We start from the raw sequence: 20,677 nt of genomic DNA, 5'->3' as shown, positions 1-20,677 counted from the left end.
CCGCGGACTACCGCAGTTCAGGAAGAGCAGGTTTTAGCCCCAGCAGATTTCGCTGGCTTCGGCGGCATCGATTGACTCGACGCCGTCCTGGGGCTCGTTGGTAACCAGTGCCACTCCGGTGTCGTAGAAGTCGAGCCCTTCAGTGACTTCCGGTGCTTCTCCGGTCTCGACCAGGCCGGCGATGGCCTCGACACCCAGTTCAGCCATCTTCACCGGGTACTGCTGGCTTGTGGCGTCGATGATGCCCTCATCAATCTGACCGACTCCGGCGCATCCACCATCGACCGAGACAATGATGACGTCTTCCTTGCCAGCCGCCTTGAAGGCTTCATATGCGCCGGCTGCTGCGGGCTCGTTGATCGTGTACACGACGTTGATGTCAGGGTTGGCACTCAGAAGATTTTCAGCAGCAGTACGGCCACCGTCTTCCGCGCCCTGGGAGGCTTCATTGCCGACGATCTCGTAGTCGCCGCCGCTGTAGGATCCGGTCTTAGCCTCGTCCCCGTTCTGCTCGGGATCGGCCGTGTCGATGCCCATTCCGTCGAGGAAACCCTGGTCGCGGTTGTAGTCAACGGAGACGATCTTGTCGTCGAAGAGGTCAATCAGGGCGATGGTTGCCTTGTCCCCGTCGAGCTTCGCTGCGGTCCATTCACCGATTTTCTGGCCAGCGGAGAAGTTGTCGGTGGCGAAGGTGATGTCCACCGACTCTGGGTTGCCCGGTGGTGTGTCGAGCGCGATAACGTATAGGCCCGCTTCGCGTGCTCGAACGAGTGCGTCTTCAACTGCCGGTCCATTGGGTGTGATCAGGATTCCGGCGTCTCCGCGGGAGATGGCGTTTTCAATTGCCTGGATTTGGCTGTCTTCGTCGCCGTCTTCCTTGCCAGCAGCCATGGTCAACTCGACGCCGTGTTCCTGTGCCGCAGCCTCGGCTCCTTCCTGCATGGCAACGAAGAACGGGTTGGTGGTGGTCTTGACGATAAGCGAGACCCCTACCGGGCCCCCCTCTGTTCCGGCTCCAGTACCTGCGGTGGACGGCTCGGAGGAACCTCCGCCGCAAGCCGTCATCCCAAGGGCGGCGATGGTAACGAACGAGCCTGCTGCGAGGAGGTGCTTGAAGCGAGTAGCGGTGGTAGTGCGATTCATCAGTGAATCTCCTATAACTGGAGGGACATACCTTCTGACAACGATGTCATAAGCATGTATAGACTATTGTCTAGCTCACAGTCAACAACTGTTTTGATATTGGAGGTTGCATCGTGACATCGATGTCACAGTCGTCTAAACCAGCCCGTGCGGGACGGTCGCGGCCGACCATGAGGCATGTCGCCACACTGGCAGGCGTCGGTATAAAGACGGTCTCACGAGTGATGAACGGTGAACCGAACGTGTCCTCCGCGACGATCGCGAGAGTTATGGAAGCCGCTCAGTCCCTGGACTACCAGTTGGATGAGCGAGCTGGGAACCTCCGGCGCGCCGATGGGCGAACTCGCACACTGGGACTTCTGGTCAGCAGTGTCGACAATCCCTTCTCCGGCACCTTGCACCGAGCCGTGGAAGACGCAGCACAGGCGAGAGGCATAGCCGTCTTCGCCTCCAGCCTCGACGACGACTCCCAACGGGAAAAGGTCGCAGTCAACGCGTTCCTTCGCCGCAGGGTGGACGGACTCATCCTGACCACGATCTCCGAAGACCAGTCCTACCTCGCCCCGGAGATGCGCCATGGAACACCCATGGTGTTTGTTGACCGAGAGCCCGTCGGCATTTCAGGCGATACTGTCATCAGCGACAACCGAGGCGGCGCAATGACCGCAACCGAACATCTCCTAAACCATGGTCACCACCGCATCGCCTACTTGGGCGACCGGAGGGAGATTTACACCGCCAGGGAGCGGAGAGGTGGATTCTTTGATGCCCTAGGCAGGGCCGGCATTCCCACAGGCGGGATACCCGTCATTGAAGACCTGCACAATGAGGAATCCGCAACGAAGGCAATGCTCGCGTTGCTGGACTCTGCCACGCCGCCAACCGCGGTTTTCACCAGCCAGAACCTCGTCACCATTGGAGCGATCCGCGCCCTACGATCACGAGGCGCCCACCACACCACTGCCCTGGTTGGCTTTGACGACTTCCAACTATCGGACTTGCTGGAGCCCGGCGTCACTGTTGTCGCCCAGGACCCGCAGGAAATAGGCCGAGCAGCAGCCGAACGGATCATTGACCGCCTCGATGGAGATAACTGCCCCGCCAGACGCTGCATCGTGCCGACAACCCTCATCGCCCGCGGCACCGGCGAGATACTCCCCCTCATAAATTGATAAATTGACAGCACACGTGAAACCCACCCCTAACGTCGGGTGGTCGTAACCCACAGTCGGGTGGTCGTCACCCACATTCGCTACAGAGCGAAACCACGCTACCCCAGCGTGTCACTTTGACACCTGCCGAATCGAAGGGGTTCGCTTCGTGGCCCAATGTAATCGAGGGGTCCCGGCAACTGGCCAAAATTCTTCTTGAATTGTCCACTGGACAGTGAGTAGCATCACATTCGCTATCATGACAACGTTGTCAGGCCGCACCGGCCGACACGCGCAATGAAGGGCGTACCTGCTCATGGGAACATACACACCGAAACCGAGAGTTCTGGCTCTAGGGCTTGCTGGGGCGCTTGTCGCCTCGATGGCAGCCGTTGGTTCCATCCCGGCGTCTGCTGAGGAGACTGCCGTCGATCCGGCCACTCAGCAGTACCGGCCGTATCTGCATTACACGCCGGAGAAGAATTGGATGAACGATCCAAATGGGATGGTTTACCACAAGGGCGTCTACCACCTCTTCTATCAACACAATCCTGTTGGGACGACGTGGGGCAACATGAGTTGGGGCCATGCCACGTCCAAAGACTTGCTCACCTGGGAAGAGCAGCCGCTTGCGATCCCTCAGACTTTCAACGCCGATGGAGTGGCGATTGAGGACATCTTCTCCGGATCGGTGGTCGTGGACCAGGACAACTCCTCGGGCTTCGGCACAGCCGAGAACCCGCCGCTCGTGGCCATTTACACAAGCGCGTATACGGGTGCGCACCCAACGCATGCGGGCAAGCAGGCACAGTCACTCGCCTACAGCACTGATGATGGCCAGACCTGGACGAAGTACGAGGGCAATCCCGTACTGGACCGGGACTCGGCGAACTTCCGCGACCCCAAGGTCTTCCGTTACGACGGACCAGCCGGCTCCTACTGGGTGATGACCGCGGTCGAGGCAACCGACCACAAAGTAGTCCTCTACAAGAGCGACAACCTCAAAGACTGGACACACCTCAGCGACTTCGGTCCCGCAAATTCGGTTGCAGGCATCTGGGAATGCCCCGACCTGTTCCCCATCGCTGTCGACGGTGACCCCAACAACGTCAAATGGGTGATGGTCGTCAACCTCAACCCAGGAGCCGTTGCCGGAGGAAGCGGTGGCCAGTATTTCGTCGGCGACTTCGATGGCACCACCTTCACCTCCGACACCACTGACCCCCTCGACACCATGCCCGAAGGAACCGTCTTCGCCGGCTTCAATGACGGCACCTACAACGGCTGGACGGTCAATAATGAACCCGGCAACTGGAAGAACGGGCCGTGGGGCGATGCCCCGGCAACTGGTTCCCTCCCGGGACAGACACCGGTCACAGGATTCGGCGGCACGGGGCTGATCAATGGCTTCAACGACGGCGATTGGCCTTTAGGTACCATCGAATCCCCCGCTTTCACGATCGAGCAGGACTACATCAACTTCCTGGTCGGCGGCGGCAATCATCCTCACGTTCCTGGTGGTCAGCTAGCCAACGAACCGCCCGCCGGAGACCTTCTCTTCGAAGGTTTTGAATTTCCGGACGGAACAAATCTTTCCGATGCTGGTTGGCAGCTGGCAGGAGACTTCGAGCCGGCACGGAATCCGTCAACGGCAGGCGGTGAATACTTTATCGGTGCTAAGCGGATCAACACCTTCGAAGGTGGCCCTGAAGGCGATAACAACACGGGGACACTCACCTCACCGGAATTCACCATCGATGACAGCAACATCAGCTTTCTCATCGGAGGTGGACAACGCGACGACGGAACCCTCCAGGCCGAACTGGTCGTGGACGGAACGGTGGTCGAAACAGCAACCGGAAAGAACTCCGGAGCCCTCGAATGGCGCAACTGGGACGTAAGCGCCTACACCGGGCAGCAGGCCGCCCTTCGCCTCGTAGACAATGCCAGCGGAGGATGGGGACACCTTACGTTCGACCATGTCGTCATGGGTTCTGAACCCGCTCTTCCCCGCAGCAGCGAGACGACAGTGAATCTCGTTGTTGACGATGAAGTCGTTCGATCCAGCACCGGCAACAATAGTGAATCCCTTGACTGGACCAACTGGGACGTCAGCGACCTCGCCGGGCAAGAGGCATCAATCAAGATCATCGACAATAACCGTGGCGGTTGGGGTCACATCCTCGCCGATGAATTCATGTTCTCCGACACCCCGGCACACAGCCGACTTGAAGGATACGACTGGCTCGACTGGGGCAAGGACTACTACGCCACCGTCTCCTTCAGCAACGTTCCCGACGACAAGCGGATCATGCTTGGCTGGATGAACAACTGGGACTACGCCAACAACATCCCCACAAGCACCTGGCGAAGCTCCATGACCCTCCCACGCGAAGTCAGTCTTACCCAGACCCCTGACGGGCCCCGCCTCGTCCAGAAGGTCGTCGACCAGATCGATTCGGTTCGAAAGGACTACGCTGCCTACACCGACGGCCCGAGGGAAATCCGTGAGGGGCACGAAACGCTGCCCATCGCTGGCGATCTCGTGCAGATCGATGCCGAGTTCGCCCCCGGCGACGCGGAACGCTTCGGGCTGACCGTCCTCGGAGACGGAACCGAAGCCACGAAGGTGGGCTACGACGCATCCACGGAACGGCTGTTCGTCGACCGAACCAACTCGGGCAACGAAGATTTTCACCCGGCGTTCTCGTCCATCGATGATGCACCCGTCCCGATGGTTGACGGGCGAGTATCACTGCGGATGTACGTAGACCGAGCCTCCGTGGAAGTGTTCGCAAACAACGGCCTCACAACAATCACCGACCAGGTATTCCCGAATGCGGGAGCAGACAAGATCGGGCTGTTCTCCGAAGGCGGCACCGCACAGCTGGAAAAGCTCACGATCACGCCCCTCTCGGGCACGATGTGGGACACCGGAAGTAGCGACGGCGCAACAAAGGCACCCGGTAAAGCACAACTCTCCATTGACCACCAGCAAAAGAACGGACCGCACGACGGTAACTTCGCCGTGAACATGCAACTCCTGGAAGGCGAAAAGGGATCCCTCTTCAAACTCTATGAAAATGGCAAACTCATCCGGTACGAAGCCCTTTCAACCGCGACTTCAGGTGCACAGACGTTCGAGACCAACATCAACGACCGCCCCAACGGTAAGTACGTCTACACCGGAGAACTCATCAACTCCAAGGGCGCAACTAAAACAACTCAACGAACTGTCGTAGTAGGAGCCAAGTAGCCAACCAGGCCAACCAGCCAAGAAGTGGGGTGGGAAGATCAGATCTTCCCACCCCACTTCTTTGAGCGACGTCCGCAATTTCAGTAGCACCCGGACGATTCGGGCACCATTGTTCACTCTCTTCGTCTCCGCACGGCACCCTGGCGAATCACTTACTTCGTGCCCGTCCGGAAGCCGGTGGCGGCTGTAATACGGGCCGTCCCCCCTCATGCTGCGGCCGCGTCGGAAGCGCTAGTTGCTTCCCTTCTGCGAACCGCCGCTGTCGCAGGAACTCAGTGCGATCACAGGGGCAGGCAAGTTGACCACAGTAAAAAAACCTTGATTAACCGCTTGACCAACTATTTCGGAACAGCTTATCGTTGTGCGTAACCGATTAACCACGATGATGAGGCCAGATGAACCAACGAGGGTTTTACCAGCCAGAAGGCGCTTGGGTAGGAGATGTTATCCCTTGGCAAGAGGGCGGAGTCTTCCACCTCTTCTACCTACACGAGACGCGCCGTACCCCGAAAGAGGGGATGCCGTGGCATCGCGTCCTCACGGAGAACCTCGTCGACTTCACCGAAGCCGGTGAAGCCATCGCATCCGGAGGTCATTCTTCGGAAGACCACAACATTTACACAGGGAGCATCGTCCTAGACGGAAATGGCACTCATCACGCGTTCTACACCGGGCAAAACCCCGCCCTGTGCGGCGAGGATGGAATCCCACTGCAGGTAGTAATGCATGCGACGAGCCGCGACGGAATGGTCTCCTGGCAGCGCCATTCATCGGACACTTTCGGCGCTACCGCCGGTTACGAAACCGCCGACTGGCGAGACCCCTTCGTCTTCTGGGACGAGGACGCACAGCTCTGGCGGATGCTGATCACTGCACGTCACGCCCAGGGACCCGCGCGGCGGCGAGGCGTGATCGCGCAGTGCACATCCTACGACCTTACAAGCTGGGAACCGGCACCGCCGTTCTGGGACCCGCGGCGATACATCGCGCACGAATGCCCCGAGGTTTTCCAATGGGGCGACTGGTGGTACCTCGTCTACTCCGAGTTCAGCGATGCTTTCACAACGCGGTACCGGATGGCTCGGAGCCTCCACGGACCTTGGATTGTTCCCGAGCACGACACGATCGACGGGCGCGCTTACTACGCGGCCAAGTCGGCAGAACGCGACGGGCACCGCTTTTTCTTCGGCTGGATCGCATCGCGTGAGGGCGCAACCGATGACGGCGCGTGGCAATGGGCAGGCACGCTATCGGTGCTTGAAGCTGAGCAGTGCGAGGACGGAACCCTCGCATTCCACCCGACAACCGATTTACGACAGACGTTCTCGGAACCAATCGACGAAATCGCTGCAGGGACGGCACTGTGCGCACCCGACGGCTACGCGGATGCTCTGACACCGGCCGAGGCTCCTGCTGCGTTCCGGCTCGTCGCCCGTTTCGACATCGCTGAGCACACCAACGAATGCGGAGTCCTCCTACGTGCAAGCGCCGACGGTAATGAGGGCTATGTTCTTCGTCTAGAACCGAAACGCGGACGCCTGGTGTTCGACCGGTGGCCCCGTTGTGGGACCGGAACGGAACAGTGGCAGATCTCGGGCGATGTCCCGTTCGCAGTGGAATTGGAGCGGCCCTGCACGCTTGACCCCGGTGAACATGAAATCGAAGTCATCGTCGATGGCGACATCTGTGTTGCCACCGTCGACAACGCCACCGTGCTGAGCACGCGCCTCTACGACCGCCAAACCGGCCTCGTCGGCGCATTCGTCGGCGAGGGGGCCGTCACCATCAAGGAGTTCTCGGTCTTCACCCGGACCAACGAACGCTCCGCTTCCCGAACCTCGGAGAACCATCTCCTCGCCGCGGCGACGTAGGCCCTATCTCCCCCACCGACCCATTACACCTGCCAACCAATCAAGGAAGATTACGACAATGCCCACCACACGCAAAGCGGCGTTCCTCGCCGCTGCCGCCGCCGCCGCCCTCGCCCTCTCGAGCTGTGGAGGAACAGCGCCCAGCGCGGACCCCGCTAACGTCAACCCGGAAGGGGAAATCGCTCCCCGCGAAATTTCCTGGCTGCTCTCCCGCCCCGCAGATGGCGGCGTGATAACAGCGATGCAGCAGATTGCCGAAGAGTATTCGGAGGACCACCCCGGCTTCGCACTCAATCTCATTACTACGCCCGACCGTCCCTCCTACATCCAGAAGTACGAGACGCTCGCCGCAGCAAACAAGCTGCCCGAGCTGTTTGATACCGATGCAACACCATTCGCGCAGAAGCTCGCCGGGCAGGGTCGCATGGTCGACGTCGATGTCTTGCTGGAGGACCTCGACATGGCGGACGACTATCGCGAGGCGGCCCTGAATTACCAGCGCTTTGACGATGGTTCGCTGTACATGGTGCCGTTCGAGTTCCAGCTCGAGTTTTTCTGGTACAACTCGGCGCTATTCGAAGAGGCAGGCGCTGAGATCCCCGCTACCCTCGACGACTTCCCGCAGATGTGCGAAACGCTCCGCGCCCAAGGTATTACGCCCATCGCTTTGGACGGGCAAGACCAGTGGCCGCTGGAGCGATACATGGCCTACTACCCCTTCCGGATGGCGGGACCTGAGTACATCCAGGATCTCAAGAACGGCGAAGCGTCCTTCGCCGATCCCGCCGGGCGAGCCGCAGCGGAGTGGCTGTATGAGCTGGGCCAAGCCGGGTGCTTCCAAGACGGCTTCTCGTCAACCGGGTACGCGGATGCACAGGCGCTGTTCACCTCGGGTCGCGCCGCGGTCTACAACATCGGCACCTGGGAATTGAGCAACCTCGCCACGGAAGCTCTCGATCCAGCCGTGCGAGACTCGATCGACTACTTCACCCTTCCCACCATCGACGGTGCTGTCACAGAAGACAACGAATACGTCACCCCATCGGGCATCGGCATGGCCGTCAACACTCGAACCTACGACCCACTCGTACGTGACTTCCTCGCCTTCGCACTGGAGCGGTACCCGGAAGTTTATGCAGCCACCGGGGCGCTCTCACCAACCACGACCGCGGAGACCACCATCCCCGCTGACGCGACTGAACTCTACCCGCGTGCCGTTGAGCAGGCAGACGAAGTAGGACCGGCTATTGCGATGCCGTGGGACACGCAACTCGATCCCGCAACGAATACCCGGCTCCAGCAGGAGTTGACGCTCCTGGTACAGGGCGAGATCACGCCCGATGAGTTCATCGAGACCATGGATGCAACTCTCGCGGAGAACAGCGATGACTGAGATTGCCCAGGCCGGGGTGGGTGCGGCGCGTTCGCGCCCGCCCCGGCGTCGTCACCAGCCGATGAGGACGTCGATGCTTCCGCGCCGGTCCGGTCTCTCAGTGGCAGTGTTCCTCGTCCCGCCGCTCCTCCTTTACGGGGTGGCAGTACTGCTTCCCATCGTGCAGTCGCTGGTGCTCAGCTTGTTCAGCTGGGACGGCATCACGGACATGGCCTTCGTCGGACTCGACAATTACGTCAGGATGCTCACCCGCGACGACGTCTTCTGGACGGCGTTCGGGAACGCGCTCGTCTATCTGGCGATCTGTCTCGTGCTCCAACTCGGCGGCGCGCTCGTCGTCGCGAGCCTGCTCACGGCGCTCCCCCGAGCCCGCGAGCTTGTGAAGACGCTTTACCTGCTGCCCGCCGTCATCTCCACCGTCGCGATCGCTTTTCTGTTCGTGCGTATCTACTCAATCGAACCCGTCGGGCTGCTGAACCAGGTCCTCGCGTGGATCGGTTTGGAAGGGATGCAGACCGCGTGGCTGTCGAACGTGCAGACAGTGCTGGCAGCTGTCTCCATCCCGGAGGGCTGGCGCTTCACCGGGCTCTACATGCTCATCATCTACGCAGCGCTCATCGCAGTGCCGAAAGAGCTCGAGGAAGCCGCCCGACTGGATGGCGCCTCGTGGTGGCAGGTGTTCTGGCGCATCCGATTCCCGTACATCCGCCCCGTCTGGATCACGACCACGGTGATGGCGACGACCTTCGCCCTCCGCGGATTCGACATCCCCTACCTACTCACCAATGGTGGGCCCGGTCAGTCCTCGGAGCTGCTGACAACCTACATGTATAAGACCGCGTTTGTGCACACCGACTACGGCTACGCCAGTGCGATCTCGGTCTTCATCGTCGTCGAATGCCTGATCGCCGTAGGCATCATATTCCTACTGCTTCGTCGAAGGGACGACTCGTGAACGCCTCCGTCCTCACCCCGCCAGCCAAGCGCACACCGCCAAGGCCGACCCACCAGCGTAAGGTCCGCTCTCGTTCCCCGAAGCTCCGGCTTCACCGCACACTGCTGACCGTGACCGTCGTGCTCATCGTGATCGTGCAGGTCTATCCCCTTGCGTGGCTCTTCCTGACCAGCTTTCGCACAGCGGCAGATTTTGCGGGCGGCAACCCGTTCGCGTTGCCCTCCGAGTTCACCTTCGAAAACTACGCGCGAGCGTTCGCAACCGGCAACCTGTGGCAGAACATCCTGAACAGCCTCATTGTTACCCTCGGAGCGAGCGCGCTCATCGTCGTGGCTGGCATGATGGCCGCCTACGCCCTGCAGGTCCTCGGATTCCGCTTCAGCGGACTCGTGCGATCCCTATTCCTGTTGGGCATCATCGTGCCGGTACAGATCGCCCTGGTGCCCCTGTTTATCGACTACTCAAAGGTCGGCCTGTTGGACACCCACCTGTCGATGATCATCCCGTTGGCAGCGTTCTCACTGCCAATGGGGATCTATCTTTTCTCTTCCTTCTACGAGTACATCCCTCGGGAAACTTATGAGGCTGCATCCATTGATGGGGCCGGCCCCTACCGGATCTTCACCCAGATCACGTTCCCGCTGTCGGTAAACACAATCATCACGGTCGTACTCGTGAACAGCATCTTCATCTGGAACGACTTCATCTTCGCAAACACCTTTGTGCTCTCCGACGGCTTGAAGACGATTCCGCTCGGGCTACAAAACTACATCGGCGCGATGGGCAACACCGACTGGACAGCTACCTTCGCCGCCGTCTGCGTGACAGTCACCCCGCTGCTCCTGGTATTCCTCGTCCTGAACAAGGCAATGATTCACGGGCTTGAAAGCGGAGCGAATAAGGGATGACCACTCTGGGACACGGCAAGAACAACTCACCCGTGACGATGCGTGACCTCGCGAAGGCCGCAGGTGTCTCTGTGGCAACGGTGTCACACGTTGTGAACGACAAACCCGGCGCGCGGATCGGCGACGATGCTCGACGCAGGGTCAAGGAGGCAGCCATACAGCTCGGCTACCGACCGAACGCTCTCGCGAAGACCCTCTCTCAAGGCACTTCGCGCTTCATCGGGCTAGTCGCCGACGCGATCGCCACGACACCCTTCGCAGGCCAGATCATCCATGGCGCGCAGGATGAGGCATGGAAGCACGGATACGTCCTACTTGTTGCCAACACGGATGACAATCGGGCAGCGGAGGACGAAGCGATCAACATGATGCTCGAACATCAGGTGCACGGCATCCTCTACTCCAGTTGGTACCACCGGGAAATCACCGTTCCGAAAGCAATCCATCAAACCGACACCGTGCTCGTCAACTGCTTCGCCGATGGAAGTGGGCTTCCCGCCGTCGTCCCTGATGAGGAACAGGGCGGCCGCACCGCCACCGAAGAGCTACTGGCCGCCGGCCACCGCCGGATCGCGTTCATCAACACGACCACGCCGTCACCGGCTCAAAAGGGACGGTTAGCCGGGTACCGCTCCGCGCTCGAGGTGGCGGGCATTGCCTTCGACGAAACGCTGGTATTTCCTGCCGAACCTGAGCAGGAGGGCGGGTACGCAACAACGCCGAAGATTATCGACTCAAAGGTGACGGCTGTCTTCTGCCACAACGACCGTGTGGCAATGGGGCTCTATGACGGGATCCGCGAGCACGGGCTTCGGATCCCGGACGACATCGCCGTCATGGGTTTCGATAACCAGGACGTTATTGCCGCCCATCTGCGGCCACCGCTGTCGACCGTCGCGCTCCCCCATTACGAACTCGGCGCTGCAGGGGTGCGTCTTCTCCTCGGCATCGATGACACATCCGGAACCCATCCAAACCGCATCATCTGCCCGCCGGTCAAACGGCACTCGATCTGAAAGGAGCGCCTGTGAAAGCCACGACCGGACAGGTACTGCGACCCGCCTTCCACTTCACCCCGCAACGTAACTGGATGAACGACCCTAACGGACTCGTGTACCACCACGGTCTCTGGCACCTGTACTTCCAGTACAACCCTGAGGGTGCAGACTGGGGCAACATGAGCTGGGGCCATGCCACGAGTACGGATCTCCAGCATTGGACAGAACATCCCGTAGCGCTGCCCTACCGCGATGGTGAGCAGATCTTCTCAGGATCTGTGGTCAACTCGGGGACCAACGATGAAAACCATCTCACCGCAATCTATACAAGCGCCTACGACAACGGACGCCAGGCACAGTCGGCTGCGACCAGCAACGACGGCGGATTCTCCTGGGAAGTAGACGCCGACAACCCGATCCTCGATCGCGGCACAGATTGCTTCCGCGATCCAAAGGTCATCCGGTTCGTCGACCAACATGGCGGGGAGCAATGGATTCTTCTCGCCGTCGAGGCAGAGCCCCGCCAGGTTCTGTTCTACTCCTCGAACGACCTGCGATCGTGGAAGTACCTAAGCACGTTCGGACCCCTCGGCGACGAGCACGTCGTCTGGGAATGTCCCGACCTGTTCCCTCTGGCCCTCGACGACAATCCGGACGACGTGCGGTGGGTGCTGACACTGAGCACCAACCCCATCGGTGATGAAGCGAACCCCGAAGGCTCATCCATGTCCTACATCGTTGGATCCTTCAACGGAGTCACATTCACCTCAGAGGCACAGGGCCTGACCCGTTTGGACCACGGCCGCGACTTCTATGCAGGTGTAACCTTCAGCAACGCACCCGGCAGCTCCCCAATCATGCTCGGCTGGATGAGCAACTGGCGGTACGCCCACGCCATCCCCTCGTCGCCGTGGCGAGGTGCGATGTCGCTCCCCCGGGTTCTCTCGCTGCGCAGCGTCGAGGGTGCACCGCGCCTCATACAGGAGCCGCAGGCGTTCATCAGAGAACAGCTCACGAAAGCAACTCCAGCCACGTTGTCCACCTGCGCACAGCCGCGTGTGATCAACTCAAGCAGCCACGCGCTTCTGGAACTCACATGGACCCCCTCGCACACCGGATCACTTCGGTTGCAGTTGAAAGGCGACGCCGATGCGCAGGTCGAAATAAAGCATGCACCCGAATCGAACATTCTGACCATCACGCGCAGCGGGACGGCAGCAGAGGCTATTCATCCCGATTTTCCATCGACAAGCGCACTGGCACTTAGCGCCGCACCATCGGTGCGTCTGCTATTGAGCATCGACGGGCCCCTGCTGGAAATATTCGCCAATGACGGAGAGTCGACCGCGTCGAATCTGGTCATCCTCGGCACACGCACCGTAGGCGCCACGCTCGACACGGATCGGCCTTCCTCCGTCACCCTGTCTGCCGTCGATCTGCAAGAAACAGCAATAAACCCTTCGAAACCGCAGGGCGAACTCGACCGACAAACTCTTTCGATCACCGCCAATTGATGTGGCAGCCGCGACGACGCAACTGCCACATCCCTGAAAGGAACGAACATATGACACATGAATTCTCGCGACGCCATGTCCTACAAGGCGCAGGAGCAGGGGCACTCGGCCTGGTCATGAGTAGCGCCATACCTATCACAGCCGCACACGCCCAAGGCTCGTTGCGGGCGGTCTACCATATGACCCCACCATCCGGGTGGCTGTGCGACCCGCAACGCCCTGTGTATAAGAACGGCGCCTACCACCTGTACTACTTACACTCCGAGCAAAACAACGGAGCAGGCGGTTGGGATCACGCGACCACCACCGACAACGTGACCTTCACCCACCACGGGGATGCTCTGCCACTGCAGCCAAACTTTCCGGTATGGTCGGGATCCGCTGTCGTGGACACCGCAAACACGGCTGGCTTCGGCGCAGGTGCGATCGTCGCGCTCGCCACGCAACCCACCGACGGCATCCGAAAGTACCAGGAGCAGTACCTGTACTGGTCAACCGACGGCGGGTACACCTTCACAGCCCTCCCTGACCCGGTGATCGTCAACACCGACGGTCGGGCTGCGGTCACCCAAGCCGAAATCGAGAACGCTGAATGGTGCCGGGACCCTAAGGTTCACTGGGACGCAGCTCGTGGTGAGTGGGTGTGCGTGATTGGTCGTCTTCGGTACGCAGCCTTCTACACATCCTCGAACCTCCGCGACTGGCAATGGAAGAGCAACTTCGACTACCCGAATCACGCGCTCGGCGGGATTGAGTGCCCCGACTTGTTTGAGATGATCGCCAATGACGGCACTCGACACTGGGTGCTCGGCGCAAGCATGGACGCCTATAGCATCGGACTGCCCATGACCTATGCATACTGGATGGGCACCTGGAATGGTGAGCAATTCATCGCCGACAACCTCAACCCGCAGTGGCTCGACTGGGGGTGGGACTGGTACGGCGCCGTAACTTGGCCCTCAGCGGAAGCACCCGAGCAAAAGCGTTATGCGATCGGCTGGATGAACAACTGGAAGTACGCAGCGCGGGATGTACCCACCGATGCATCCGACGGGTACAACGGTCAAAACTCGATCGTTCGGGAACTGCGCCTCGAGCATCAGTCAGGCGGCTGGTATTCCATCCTCAGCAGCCCTGTTGGTGCCCTCGCGCAACACGCCACCTCAACAACAACGCTTCCCGACCGCACCGTGAATGGCAGCGTGGTATTGCCGTGGAACGGCCGCGCGTATGAGCTTGAGCTCGACATCTCCTGGGACGCGGCGACCAACGTCGGAGTTTCGGTCGGGCGCTCCGCCGACGGCGCCCGGCACACAAATATCGGCAAATTCGGTGGTGACCTGTATGTAGACCGTGCCCCCTCGAATCAGTCCGGGTTCTCGCTTGCTCCGTACACGCGTGCGGCGGCACCAATCGACGCCAACGCTCGCTCAGTGCACCTTCGCATCTTCGTCGATACCCAAAGCGTCGAAGTGTTTATAAATGCCGGGCACACAGTTCTCTCACAACAGGTCCACTTCGCAGACGGCGACACCGGCATCTCGTTGTACAGCGACGGCGGTCCCGCCAATTTCACGGGAATGACGATTCGCGAATTCGGCAGCGTTGCCTAAGCCTTTTGCTGACCCGCTCGACGAAACTAAAGGCATTGTGGGTAAGCAGGACGGTGTCTCCCGTAACCGGCCTAAAGCTCGGGAGCGAGCGGGTCGGTCATTCATCTGCCAGCGCTCTACCTCTTCGGCAGAAGTGGTAAGGCTGACCGCTCCTTTTGATTACCGGAGGGTGAATACGCCCGAGTGTGTGCTGAATGGACGCTAGAGCCAGCCATACGTCGTTGTTATCGAGGTCCATTGGATCTCGATAACAACGACGCATCAGTTAGTACCTTGCCAGTTGCTTCTCAGGCGTTGCTTCCCCGCCCCACCAGATCTTTGAGTCGTCACGTACATCCGCAGCCAAGGCATCGGACGTTGAATGTTCTCTTGTTCGAGGCGTAACGACGCGACTACCTGAGGGCGTCTTTGGGATTGTCAGGAGATGAAAAGGCCTTTTGGCGGAGGTGCGCAGGGCAACGGCTCCAGCCGGGGGTTGTGGCCTTTTTCCGGGGTGCAGCCTCTAAATGGTCCGTCCGTGGAGAGAAGGATCTGCATATGGTGATCAGCGTGGTCACGCCACCAGGAGCTCATGCCCGTTTTGCCGTCGCGGCGTAGGTCCTCCCATGCCCTCCAGAGTGCTTCCAAGCGGCTGATCGCTTCGCTGTGTCTCCACCACTCAGGACACCAGGTGTGGCCTCCCTGAACGTTCAGGGTGCGCCGATAATTGTGTGCCAGGTGCTCTTGCACGAACTGGTCAACTGTCGCAAACACCAGCGAGGGTGCTTCCTCGGCCGTTGTCGAGGGCGGATCGACGGTTCCCGGTGTGATGTTGTCCTGGTCTGTGTCGTCCCAGTTCCCGAGACCCTCAGCCATCGTTCTCAGCCGCCTGTATCCATTTGTTTCTCGGTGGCGCACCATTGCCCGAGGCCAACGGGGTTGTTCTTGCCTCTGGATCGTGTGCAGCGATCGAGGCTTTGATCTTTTCGGCGTCCGCGCCAAACATCCAGGGCATTGTCTTAATGAGGACCGGACGGCTACCGGAGGCGAACACGATCGCGCGGCCACGTTCCAGTGATACCAGATCGTCTGGTTCGAGGATTCGTTCTTTCCTGTTCGGGTCAACACTGGTGGTGCGCCCGGTCTTGCTCCGGCTCGTGGTGCGCCCGGTGTACTGGTAATCACCGATGAACTGGGACAGCTCGGTCATGAACTCAGGTTCGGCCACTCCCCCGCCGTAGACCTTGATGTTGGATGCTGACCAGAGCTTGCGCATCCCGTCCTTTCCCCACACGGAAGCGCCCTGAGCGTAGGACTGCAGAATCGTCATGAGCACGATTCCGCGGGAGCCGTAGTGGCTGTACTGGTTCGGCAGCTCTTTCCACCGGCAGACGTTCGCGGCCTCATCCAGGACGCCGACCATGGGAGTAGGGAGCCTGCCGCCGGGGGACACCACGGCGTAGGCCTCAGCGGCTTCAACGGTTGCTACGGTCAGCGCTGTGACCAGCGGACCGGCGGTGCCGGTTCCTTCCTTGGAGAGGCTGTAGAGCGTGTTTTTGCCGCGCACAAACTCTTCCGGGTTAAACTCCCGGCGGCGGGATGAGGAGCCCTGCGGGTTGACCCACGGCGCTACGGTTTGGTTGGTCAGGCAGTTCACGTATCCCAGGGCGGTGCCGTAGATACCGTCGCGCTGTTTGTCGGCGTAATTCATGATGCTCGATAGCGCATCAGCGTTCATGGCGTAACCGTGGCGACGCAGGATATCCACTGCCTCATCCTCGTTGGGATCTGTCAGCCAGGCATGGATCTGGGTAATTGGCCGGTCATCGCACGCTGCCGCCAACAGCAACGAGGTGAGCAGCTGCTGGCCGAAGCCGTCAAAGAACGGATCGATCCGGCTGCCTGGTTCACGGGTCCCTGTAGCGAAGTGCTCAGCGAGATTCCCCGCTTTGTTCTCGTCGGTGACATAGGAGAGAGGGTTCCACCACCAGGTGGGTTGTTCCCCGGCCACGCCCTGGGGATCAAATACCCACACGTCACCCTGTTCTGCCCGTACTTCGCGGGTAGCGTCGGCAACGTCACGCTTGTTGGAGGTCACCACGACGGCCCCGGGAGCGGAGACAATCGCGGGAATAGCACGCGAGGTGGTCTTACCCGTTCGGGGCCCCCAAATATCGACGTGCATATCCTCCCAACCGCCGAAAAGATCCTGCCCGGAGATCACTGCTTTACCGATCGGCACACCGGGAGAGTCAGCGACACCGAGACGCTTCGCCGTTTTCAGCGCACCCTTGCGGGTCAGCGGGAGCAGCGCCTTGCCCTTCGCCATATGGGTTGCAGCCCGGTCGACCCGCTTCTTCTTGCTGCCGGAGCGCACCGCGAGAACGACGATCCCGATTCCGACGATAAGGACCGCTGCACCGATACCAGCGGCAATGAACGTGGATTGAGTAGGCCACGGGATCTCCTGCTTGAAGAGGCCCGCGATCAGTTCCACCGGGTGAAGCGGCGGAGCAGCTATCCCAGCCAGGGAAGAACCCCAATGCGCGGCCACCCATGCACCACCGAGAACAGCGGCCAGAAGGCCGAGGATCGAGAACAGCAGAATACCCTCAGTGAAATCTCCTGCGCCGCCCTTGCGGTTTGGTGCGCTCATACCGGCTCTCCTGCCGTCGTGGCCAGCGCTGCCGTCTCCGCAAGTAGTGGCGCATCACGCGCGGCGTCATGCCAGCGCTTATTCGTATCGTTGAGCGAGGCTTCAACGCTGGTCAGGCCAATGTGGACGGGGATGCCGGGACGTCCGCCTACCTTGATGAGGAACTTCCCCCGTCCGGGCGGTTCAACGTCCACCCCGCGTGAATCCCACGCGGGCGGATCTTGCCAGGACACGAGTTTCTGCTGTTCATGCCGGGAAAGTGGAACAGCTTTGGTCAGCAACGCCATCTCGGAGGCTGGGAGGCCACCACAGATGACCATGCCCGAGCGCTCGACAAAGCCCTGCGCCTTCATCCGGTCCTCCTCGGCCGGCAGGGCCAGCAGGTCACTCATGGTGTGGGAAATCATCACCTGTCCCACACCGACGGAGCGGTTCAGGCGGGTGAGCGCGTCTACCCGGTCCACCATGCCTTTACCGGCGCGCAGCGCCCGCCACAGCTCATCGAGGACCACGAAATAGTGACGGCGCGGCTCCAGGCCTGCGTCAGCAAGGGCATGGGCGACGTTGACGGTGCCGAAGCCGTAGGACCAGCACGCCAGCAACACGGCGGCTTGCAGGTCGGTTTCGGTCTCATCGATGGAGGACACGTCGAACACCACAGCGCGGTCTCGCCGCATGGGCTCGGTGGTGTGACGGGAGAAGATCTCCCCCAGCTTTCCACCACCGGTGAGGCCCAGCAGGGTTGCTTCGAGGGCTTTGGTTTCCTGCTGGTACAGCGCCCAGTCTCCCCGGTTGAGGGCGACCTGCTGCAACTCGTCGGGACCGTCCTGGATCACTTTGAGCAGGTCCCCGAGCACAGGAACGCCTTCGAAGTGTTCATCGAGCCACCGCAGCGCCCGGTCGAGAATGGTTTGTTCCTGATCTGTCGGAGGCGTGTTCCGGCTGATCGTGATGAGTGCGACCACCATATTCAGGCGCCGCCCGTGCGCGTCAGCACGGACCCGCACAGCAGCATCCTTTTGGCCGGCGTCCTCGAGGAGCTGCGCAACTTCAATCGCCTGACCAGGATCCAGAATGTTCAAATATCCGCGGCCTCGGCCGAGAGGGATTACCTGCCCCTTGGCAGCTCTGACCAGGTCAACGTGTTCGCCCTTCAAATCCCCGAGCACCAAAGGGTTCGTGCCCTGCCCGGCAAGGCCGAGCATCATCCGGCGCACCAGTGTGGACTTCCCCAGCCCCGGCTTGCCGAGCACGAACGCTGATGGATTAGAGATCAGTTGCGCCCGCTGAAACCAGCTGATCGGGTCGCAGCAGACCGTGGCCTGGGTTTCCTCATGCCGCCCAATCGGGACACCAATCATGGGAGAGGACGTACCGGAGGAAAAAGGCCACAGCCCACACACCTGCACCGTCGTTCCCCGGTACTCACGCACCGAGGGCACCAAGGCAGCTGCGCCGCCACCCCGGCCACGCCAGCCACGCGCACCAGGTATCTTCTCCCGGATCGTCGCCGTTTTCTTCTGCTTTTTCTTTTTCGGCTCCACCGGTTCTGCGTGGTGCTGGATCTTCATCCGCGCCATTTAGAGTGCCTCCCGGATCTCGGAGGGCAAGAGGACGTGCTTCGGCAGCACCAGACCAATGGGCAGGGACGCCGCGAACGCGGTGTCCTGCGCCCCGTAGGCGCGGCGCAGCAGCAACCGTGCAGCACCGGAGGTCTGCTCAATCGCAGCAACCGCGTCAGGTAGCCGGTCCAGTCCGTTGACCGTGGCCGTGACGACCAGGCCGAAGTTCACCAACCCGGCACCCTGAGCTTCTTCTGATGCTGTCTGAGCCGCTGAACGGGCATCGACCAGCGCACGAGCTGAGGGCCGGGTGCCGGAGGTGATGCGCACGTTGGCATTGTTCTGATCCCGTTCGACCAGTTGAGCCGCCCGGGCGGAATTCATCGGCCGGTACAGGAGTGTGACCCGCTTGCGGTCCACGTCGCCGTGCGGGGCCAGGAGCTTGGAAAGGACGTTGGCGTGGACCGAGCCACGCGGAGCGCCGGTCATGGTCCAGGATGCCGAGTAAGCGCCCTCGTGGCGGTAGTTCTCCCAGTTCGTCTGAGCACCGGACGGGCCAACCTCACCCCAGGTGAGTTCTACCGGGTGGCCGGAGGCGTGGGCCTCATCAATGACCAGTGCAGCTGGTGGATCGTAGGCGACCCGGACGACCTCGCACAGCTCCTGTGCTGCCATGGGGCGGGCGATACCCGCTCCGGTGGCCTGCAACCGCTGAGATAGGCCAGGAAGCCGGGAGGCGAGATCCTTGGCGACCTCCTGGGGCTCGCGTTTCCGGGAACCTGAACGCATCGTGGCGTTGAACGTGAGGGTGATCCACGCCCGGACCGTTGCGGAGCCTTCCGGGTACGTCCTGATCACTTCATGCAGCATCTTCTTGGCGATATCCGGCGCGTTGTCGTCGATGTTCATGGTCACTTCGTTGCGCAGCCGGTACCCCGAATCCGGGGCCGTCTCCACGGTCACGGACGCTGCTTCAATGCCTGCCTCGTCCCCCAGCGCGGAGATCCAGCCGCCCCAGTTCGATACCCAGGCATCGACCTGTTCCGGATCGACCAGTGATGCGCCGTCCGGTTCGGTGGAGAAGATCACCGTGAAGTGGCTGGTGGTGGGCATGTGCAGCATGGCGAACAGCCGGTTGTAGGAGTCTTTGAACTCGTACAACCGCGATTTAGCGGCAATACCGGGCAGTTGGAACATACCCCAGTCCGTCACGCCGAGAGGCCCGGAACGGTAGAGGTTCGTTCCCTTACGCCGCGAACGCGCGAACGCGGCGCGGGTGCCTACCCGGTCCACAACGGTCTGACCGTGCTTGTCCTTGATCGTCAGCAGCAGCAGGACGATCACGAAGACGCCCATCACACCCAAACCGACGAACAGGTTCCAAATAGCGAACGAGGTAATACCCAGGACCAGACCGACGAGGATGATGCCGGTGCCGATGGCACCGAAGTTCCCCAGACCTGCTGCGCGGGGAACCCGCCAGTTACCGTAGGTCGGTTCCTTGTAATCACTGGTTGTTGCTGCCACTTGGACCATCCCCTGCTGCTTCGTCTGAGACCTTTTTTACTGCCTGTGCGGCCTGAGCCCCGGTCGAGACTGCTGCGCCCGCAGCTGCACCCACAGGGCCTGCGGCCGCACAGGCAGAAAAAAAGGTCTCAGACGAAGCAGCAGGGGATGG

At 60.9% G+C, this 20,677-nt stretch carries 14 protein-coding genes; 9 read left to right on the top strand and 5 right to left on the bottom strand.

Going from position 1 to position 20,677, the window contains the following annotated elements; all coding sequences use genetic code 11:
* Positions 1–33: 33 nt before the first annotated feature.
* Positions 34–1,143: a substrate-binding domain-containing protein gene (locus P4U43_RS07955; RefSeq protein WP_277358243.1), complete on the bottom strand. Its 1,110-nt coding sequence runs from the start codon at positions 1,141–1,143 to the stop codon at positions 34–36.
* A 122-nt stretch (positions 1,144–1,265) separates the two neighbouring features.
* Between P4U43_RS07955 and P4U43_RS07950 the strand changes: the two genes are divergently transcribed.
* The 9 genes from P4U43_RS07950 to P4U43_RS07910 all read left to right on the top strand — a co-directional run bounded on the left by P4U43_RS07950 (position 1,266) and on the right by P4U43_RS07910 (position 14,802).
* Positions 1,266–2,315, top strand: a complete 1,050-nt coding sequence (locus tag P4U43_RS07950; RefSeq protein WP_277358242.1) for a LacI family DNA-binding transcriptional regulator — start codon at positions 1,266–1,268, stop codon at positions 2,313–2,315.
* Between the two features lie 295 nt (positions 2,316–2,610).
* On the top strand, positions 2,611–5,550 hold the full coding sequence (locus P4U43_RS07945) for a GH32 C-terminal domain-containing protein (RefSeq protein WP_277358241.1): 2,940 nt from the start codon (positions 2,611–2,613) through the stop codon (positions 5,548–5,550).
* Positions 5,551–5,945: 395 nt separating this feature from the next.
* Positions 5,946–7,421, top strand: coding sequence for a glycoside hydrolase family 32 protein (locus tag P4U43_RS07940; RefSeq protein ID WP_277358240.1), 1,476 nt, complete (start codon positions 5,946–5,948; stop codon positions 7,419–7,421).
* 58 nt (positions 7,422–7,479) lie between these two features.
* A complete protein-coding gene (locus P4U43_RS07935) occupies positions 7,480–8,814 on the top strand; it encodes an ABC transporter substrate-binding protein (protein WP_277358239.1) in 1,335 nt (444 codons plus the stop codon).
* Between the two features lie 73 nt (positions 8,815–8,887).
* A complete protein-coding gene (locus P4U43_RS07930) occupies positions 8,888–9,769 on the top strand; it encodes a carbohydrate ABC transporter permease (protein WP_277358292.1) in 882 nt (293 codons plus the stop codon).
* A complete protein-coding gene (locus P4U43_RS07925; RefSeq protein ID WP_277358238.1) occupies positions 9,766–10,677 on the top strand; it encodes a carbohydrate ABC transporter permease in 912 nt (303 codons plus the stop codon). Before P4U43_RS07930 ends, P4U43_RS07925 begins: the two co-directional genes overlap by 4 nt.
* Positions 10,674–11,693 carry a LacI family DNA-binding transcriptional regulator gene (locus P4U43_RS07920; RefSeq protein WP_277358237.1) on the top strand — a complete coding sequence of 340 codons (1,020 nt, stop codon included), beginning with the start codon at positions 10,674–10,676 and terminating at the stop codon, positions 11,691–11,693. Before P4U43_RS07925 ends, P4U43_RS07920 begins: the two co-directional genes overlap by 4 nt.
* 11 nt (positions 11,694–11,704) lie before the next feature.
* Positions 11,705–13,189, top strand: coding sequence for a glycoside hydrolase family 32 protein (locus tag P4U43_RS07915; protein ID WP_277358236.1), 1,485 nt, complete (start codon positions 11,705–11,707; stop codon positions 13,187–13,189).
* 50 nt (positions 13,190–13,239) lie between these two features.
* The gene (locus tag P4U43_RS07910) at positions 13,240–14,802 is read left to right on the top strand and encodes a glycoside hydrolase family 32 protein (protein ID WP_277358235.1); all 1,563 of its coding nucleotides are present in this window, start codon (positions 13,240–13,242) and stop codon (positions 14,800–14,802) included.
* Positions 14,803–15,219: 417 nt separating this feature from the next.
* On the opposite strand, the gene P4U43_RS07905 is transcribed toward P4U43_RS07910, so the two are convergent.
* From P4U43_RS07905 to P4U43_RS07890, 4 genes are read right to left on the bottom strand one after another with little or no spacing between them, the layout of a single operon-like run.
* Positions 15,220–15,657, bottom strand: a complete 438-nt coding sequence (locus P4U43_RS07905) for a DUF4913 domain-containing protein (protein WP_277358234.1) — start codon at positions 15,655–15,657, stop codon at positions 15,220–15,222.
* Positions 15,650–17,437, bottom strand: a complete 1,788-nt coding sequence (locus tag P4U43_RS07900) for a type IV secretory system conjugative DNA transfer family protein (protein WP_277358233.1) — start codon at positions 17,435–17,437, stop codon at positions 15,650–15,652. The genes P4U43_RS07905 and P4U43_RS07900 overlap by 8 nt, the downstream gene beginning before the upstream one ends.
* Positions 17,434–19,017 carry a helicase HerA domain-containing protein gene (locus P4U43_RS07895; RefSeq protein WP_277358232.1) on the bottom strand — a complete coding sequence of 528 codons (1,584 nt, stop codon included), beginning with the start codon at positions 19,015–19,017 and terminating at the stop codon, positions 17,434–17,436. The genes P4U43_RS07900 and P4U43_RS07895 overlap by 4 nt, the downstream gene beginning before the upstream one ends.
* Complete coding sequence (locus P4U43_RS07890) at positions 19,018–20,535, bottom strand: SCO6880 family protein (RefSeq protein ID WP_404800714.1); 1,518 nt, start codon at positions 20,533–20,535, stop codon at positions 19,018–19,020.
* Between the last annotated feature and the right edge of the window lie 142 nt (positions 20,536–20,677).

The organism is Arthrobacter vasquezii (assembly GCF_029455255.1).
Lineage (GTDB): Bacteria > Actinomycetota > Actinomycetes > Actinomycetales > Micrococcaceae > Arthrobacter_D > Arthrobacter_D parietis.
This window is presented reverse-complemented; position numbering and strand designations above follow the sequence as displayed.

What these genes read in the sequence shown, in the direction of transcription:
- P4U43_RS07955 (WP_277358243.1), bottom strand. Translation starts at nt 1,143, where the DNA reads ATGAATCGCACTACCACCGCTACTCGCTTCAAGCACCTCCTCGCAGCA.
- P4U43_RS07950 (WP_277358242.1), top strand. Translation starts at nt 1,266, where the DNA reads ATGTCACAGTCGTCTAAACCAGCCCGTGCGGGACGGTCGCGGCCGACC.
- P4U43_RS07945 (WP_277358241.1), top strand. Translation starts at nt 2,611, where the DNA reads ATGGGAACATACACACCGAAACCGAGAGTTCTGGCTCTAGGGCTTGCT.
- P4U43_RS07940 (WP_277358240.1), top strand. Translation starts at nt 5,946, where the DNA reads ATGAACCAACGAGGGTTTTACCAGCCAGAAGGCGCTTGGGTAGGAGAT.
- P4U43_RS07935 (WP_277358239.1), top strand. Translation starts at nt 7,480, where the DNA reads ATGCCCACCACACGCAAAGCGGCGTTCCTCGCCGCTGCCGCCGCCGCC.
- P4U43_RS07930 (WP_277358292.1), top strand. Translation starts at nt 8,888, where the DNA reads ATGCTTCCGCGCCGGTCCGGTCTCTCAGTGGCAGTGTTCCTCGTCCCG.
- P4U43_RS07920 (WP_277358237.1), top strand. Translation starts at nt 10,674, where the DNA reads ATGACCACTCTGGGACACGGCAAGAACAACTCACCCGTGACGATGCGT.
- P4U43_RS07910 (WP_277358235.1), top strand. Translation starts at nt 13,240, where the DNA reads ATGACACATGAATTCTCGCGACGCCATGTCCTACAAGGCGCAGGAGCA.
- P4U43_RS07905 (WP_277358234.1), bottom strand. Translation starts at nt 15,657, where the DNA reads ATGGCTGAGGGTCTCGGGAACTGGGACGACACAGACCAGGACAACATC.
- P4U43_RS07900 (WP_277358233.1), bottom strand. Translation starts at nt 17,437, where the DNA reads ATGAGCGCACCAAACCGCAAGGGCGGCGCAGGAGATTTCACTGAGGGT.
- P4U43_RS07895 (WP_277358232.1), bottom strand. Translation starts at nt 19,017, where the DNA reads ATGGCGCGGATGAAGATCCAGCACCACGCAGAACCGGTGGAGCCGAAA.
- P4U43_RS07890 (WP_404800714.1), bottom strand. Translation starts at nt 20,535, where the DNA reads ATGGTCCAAGTGGCAGCAACAACCAGTGATTACAAGGAACCGACCTAC.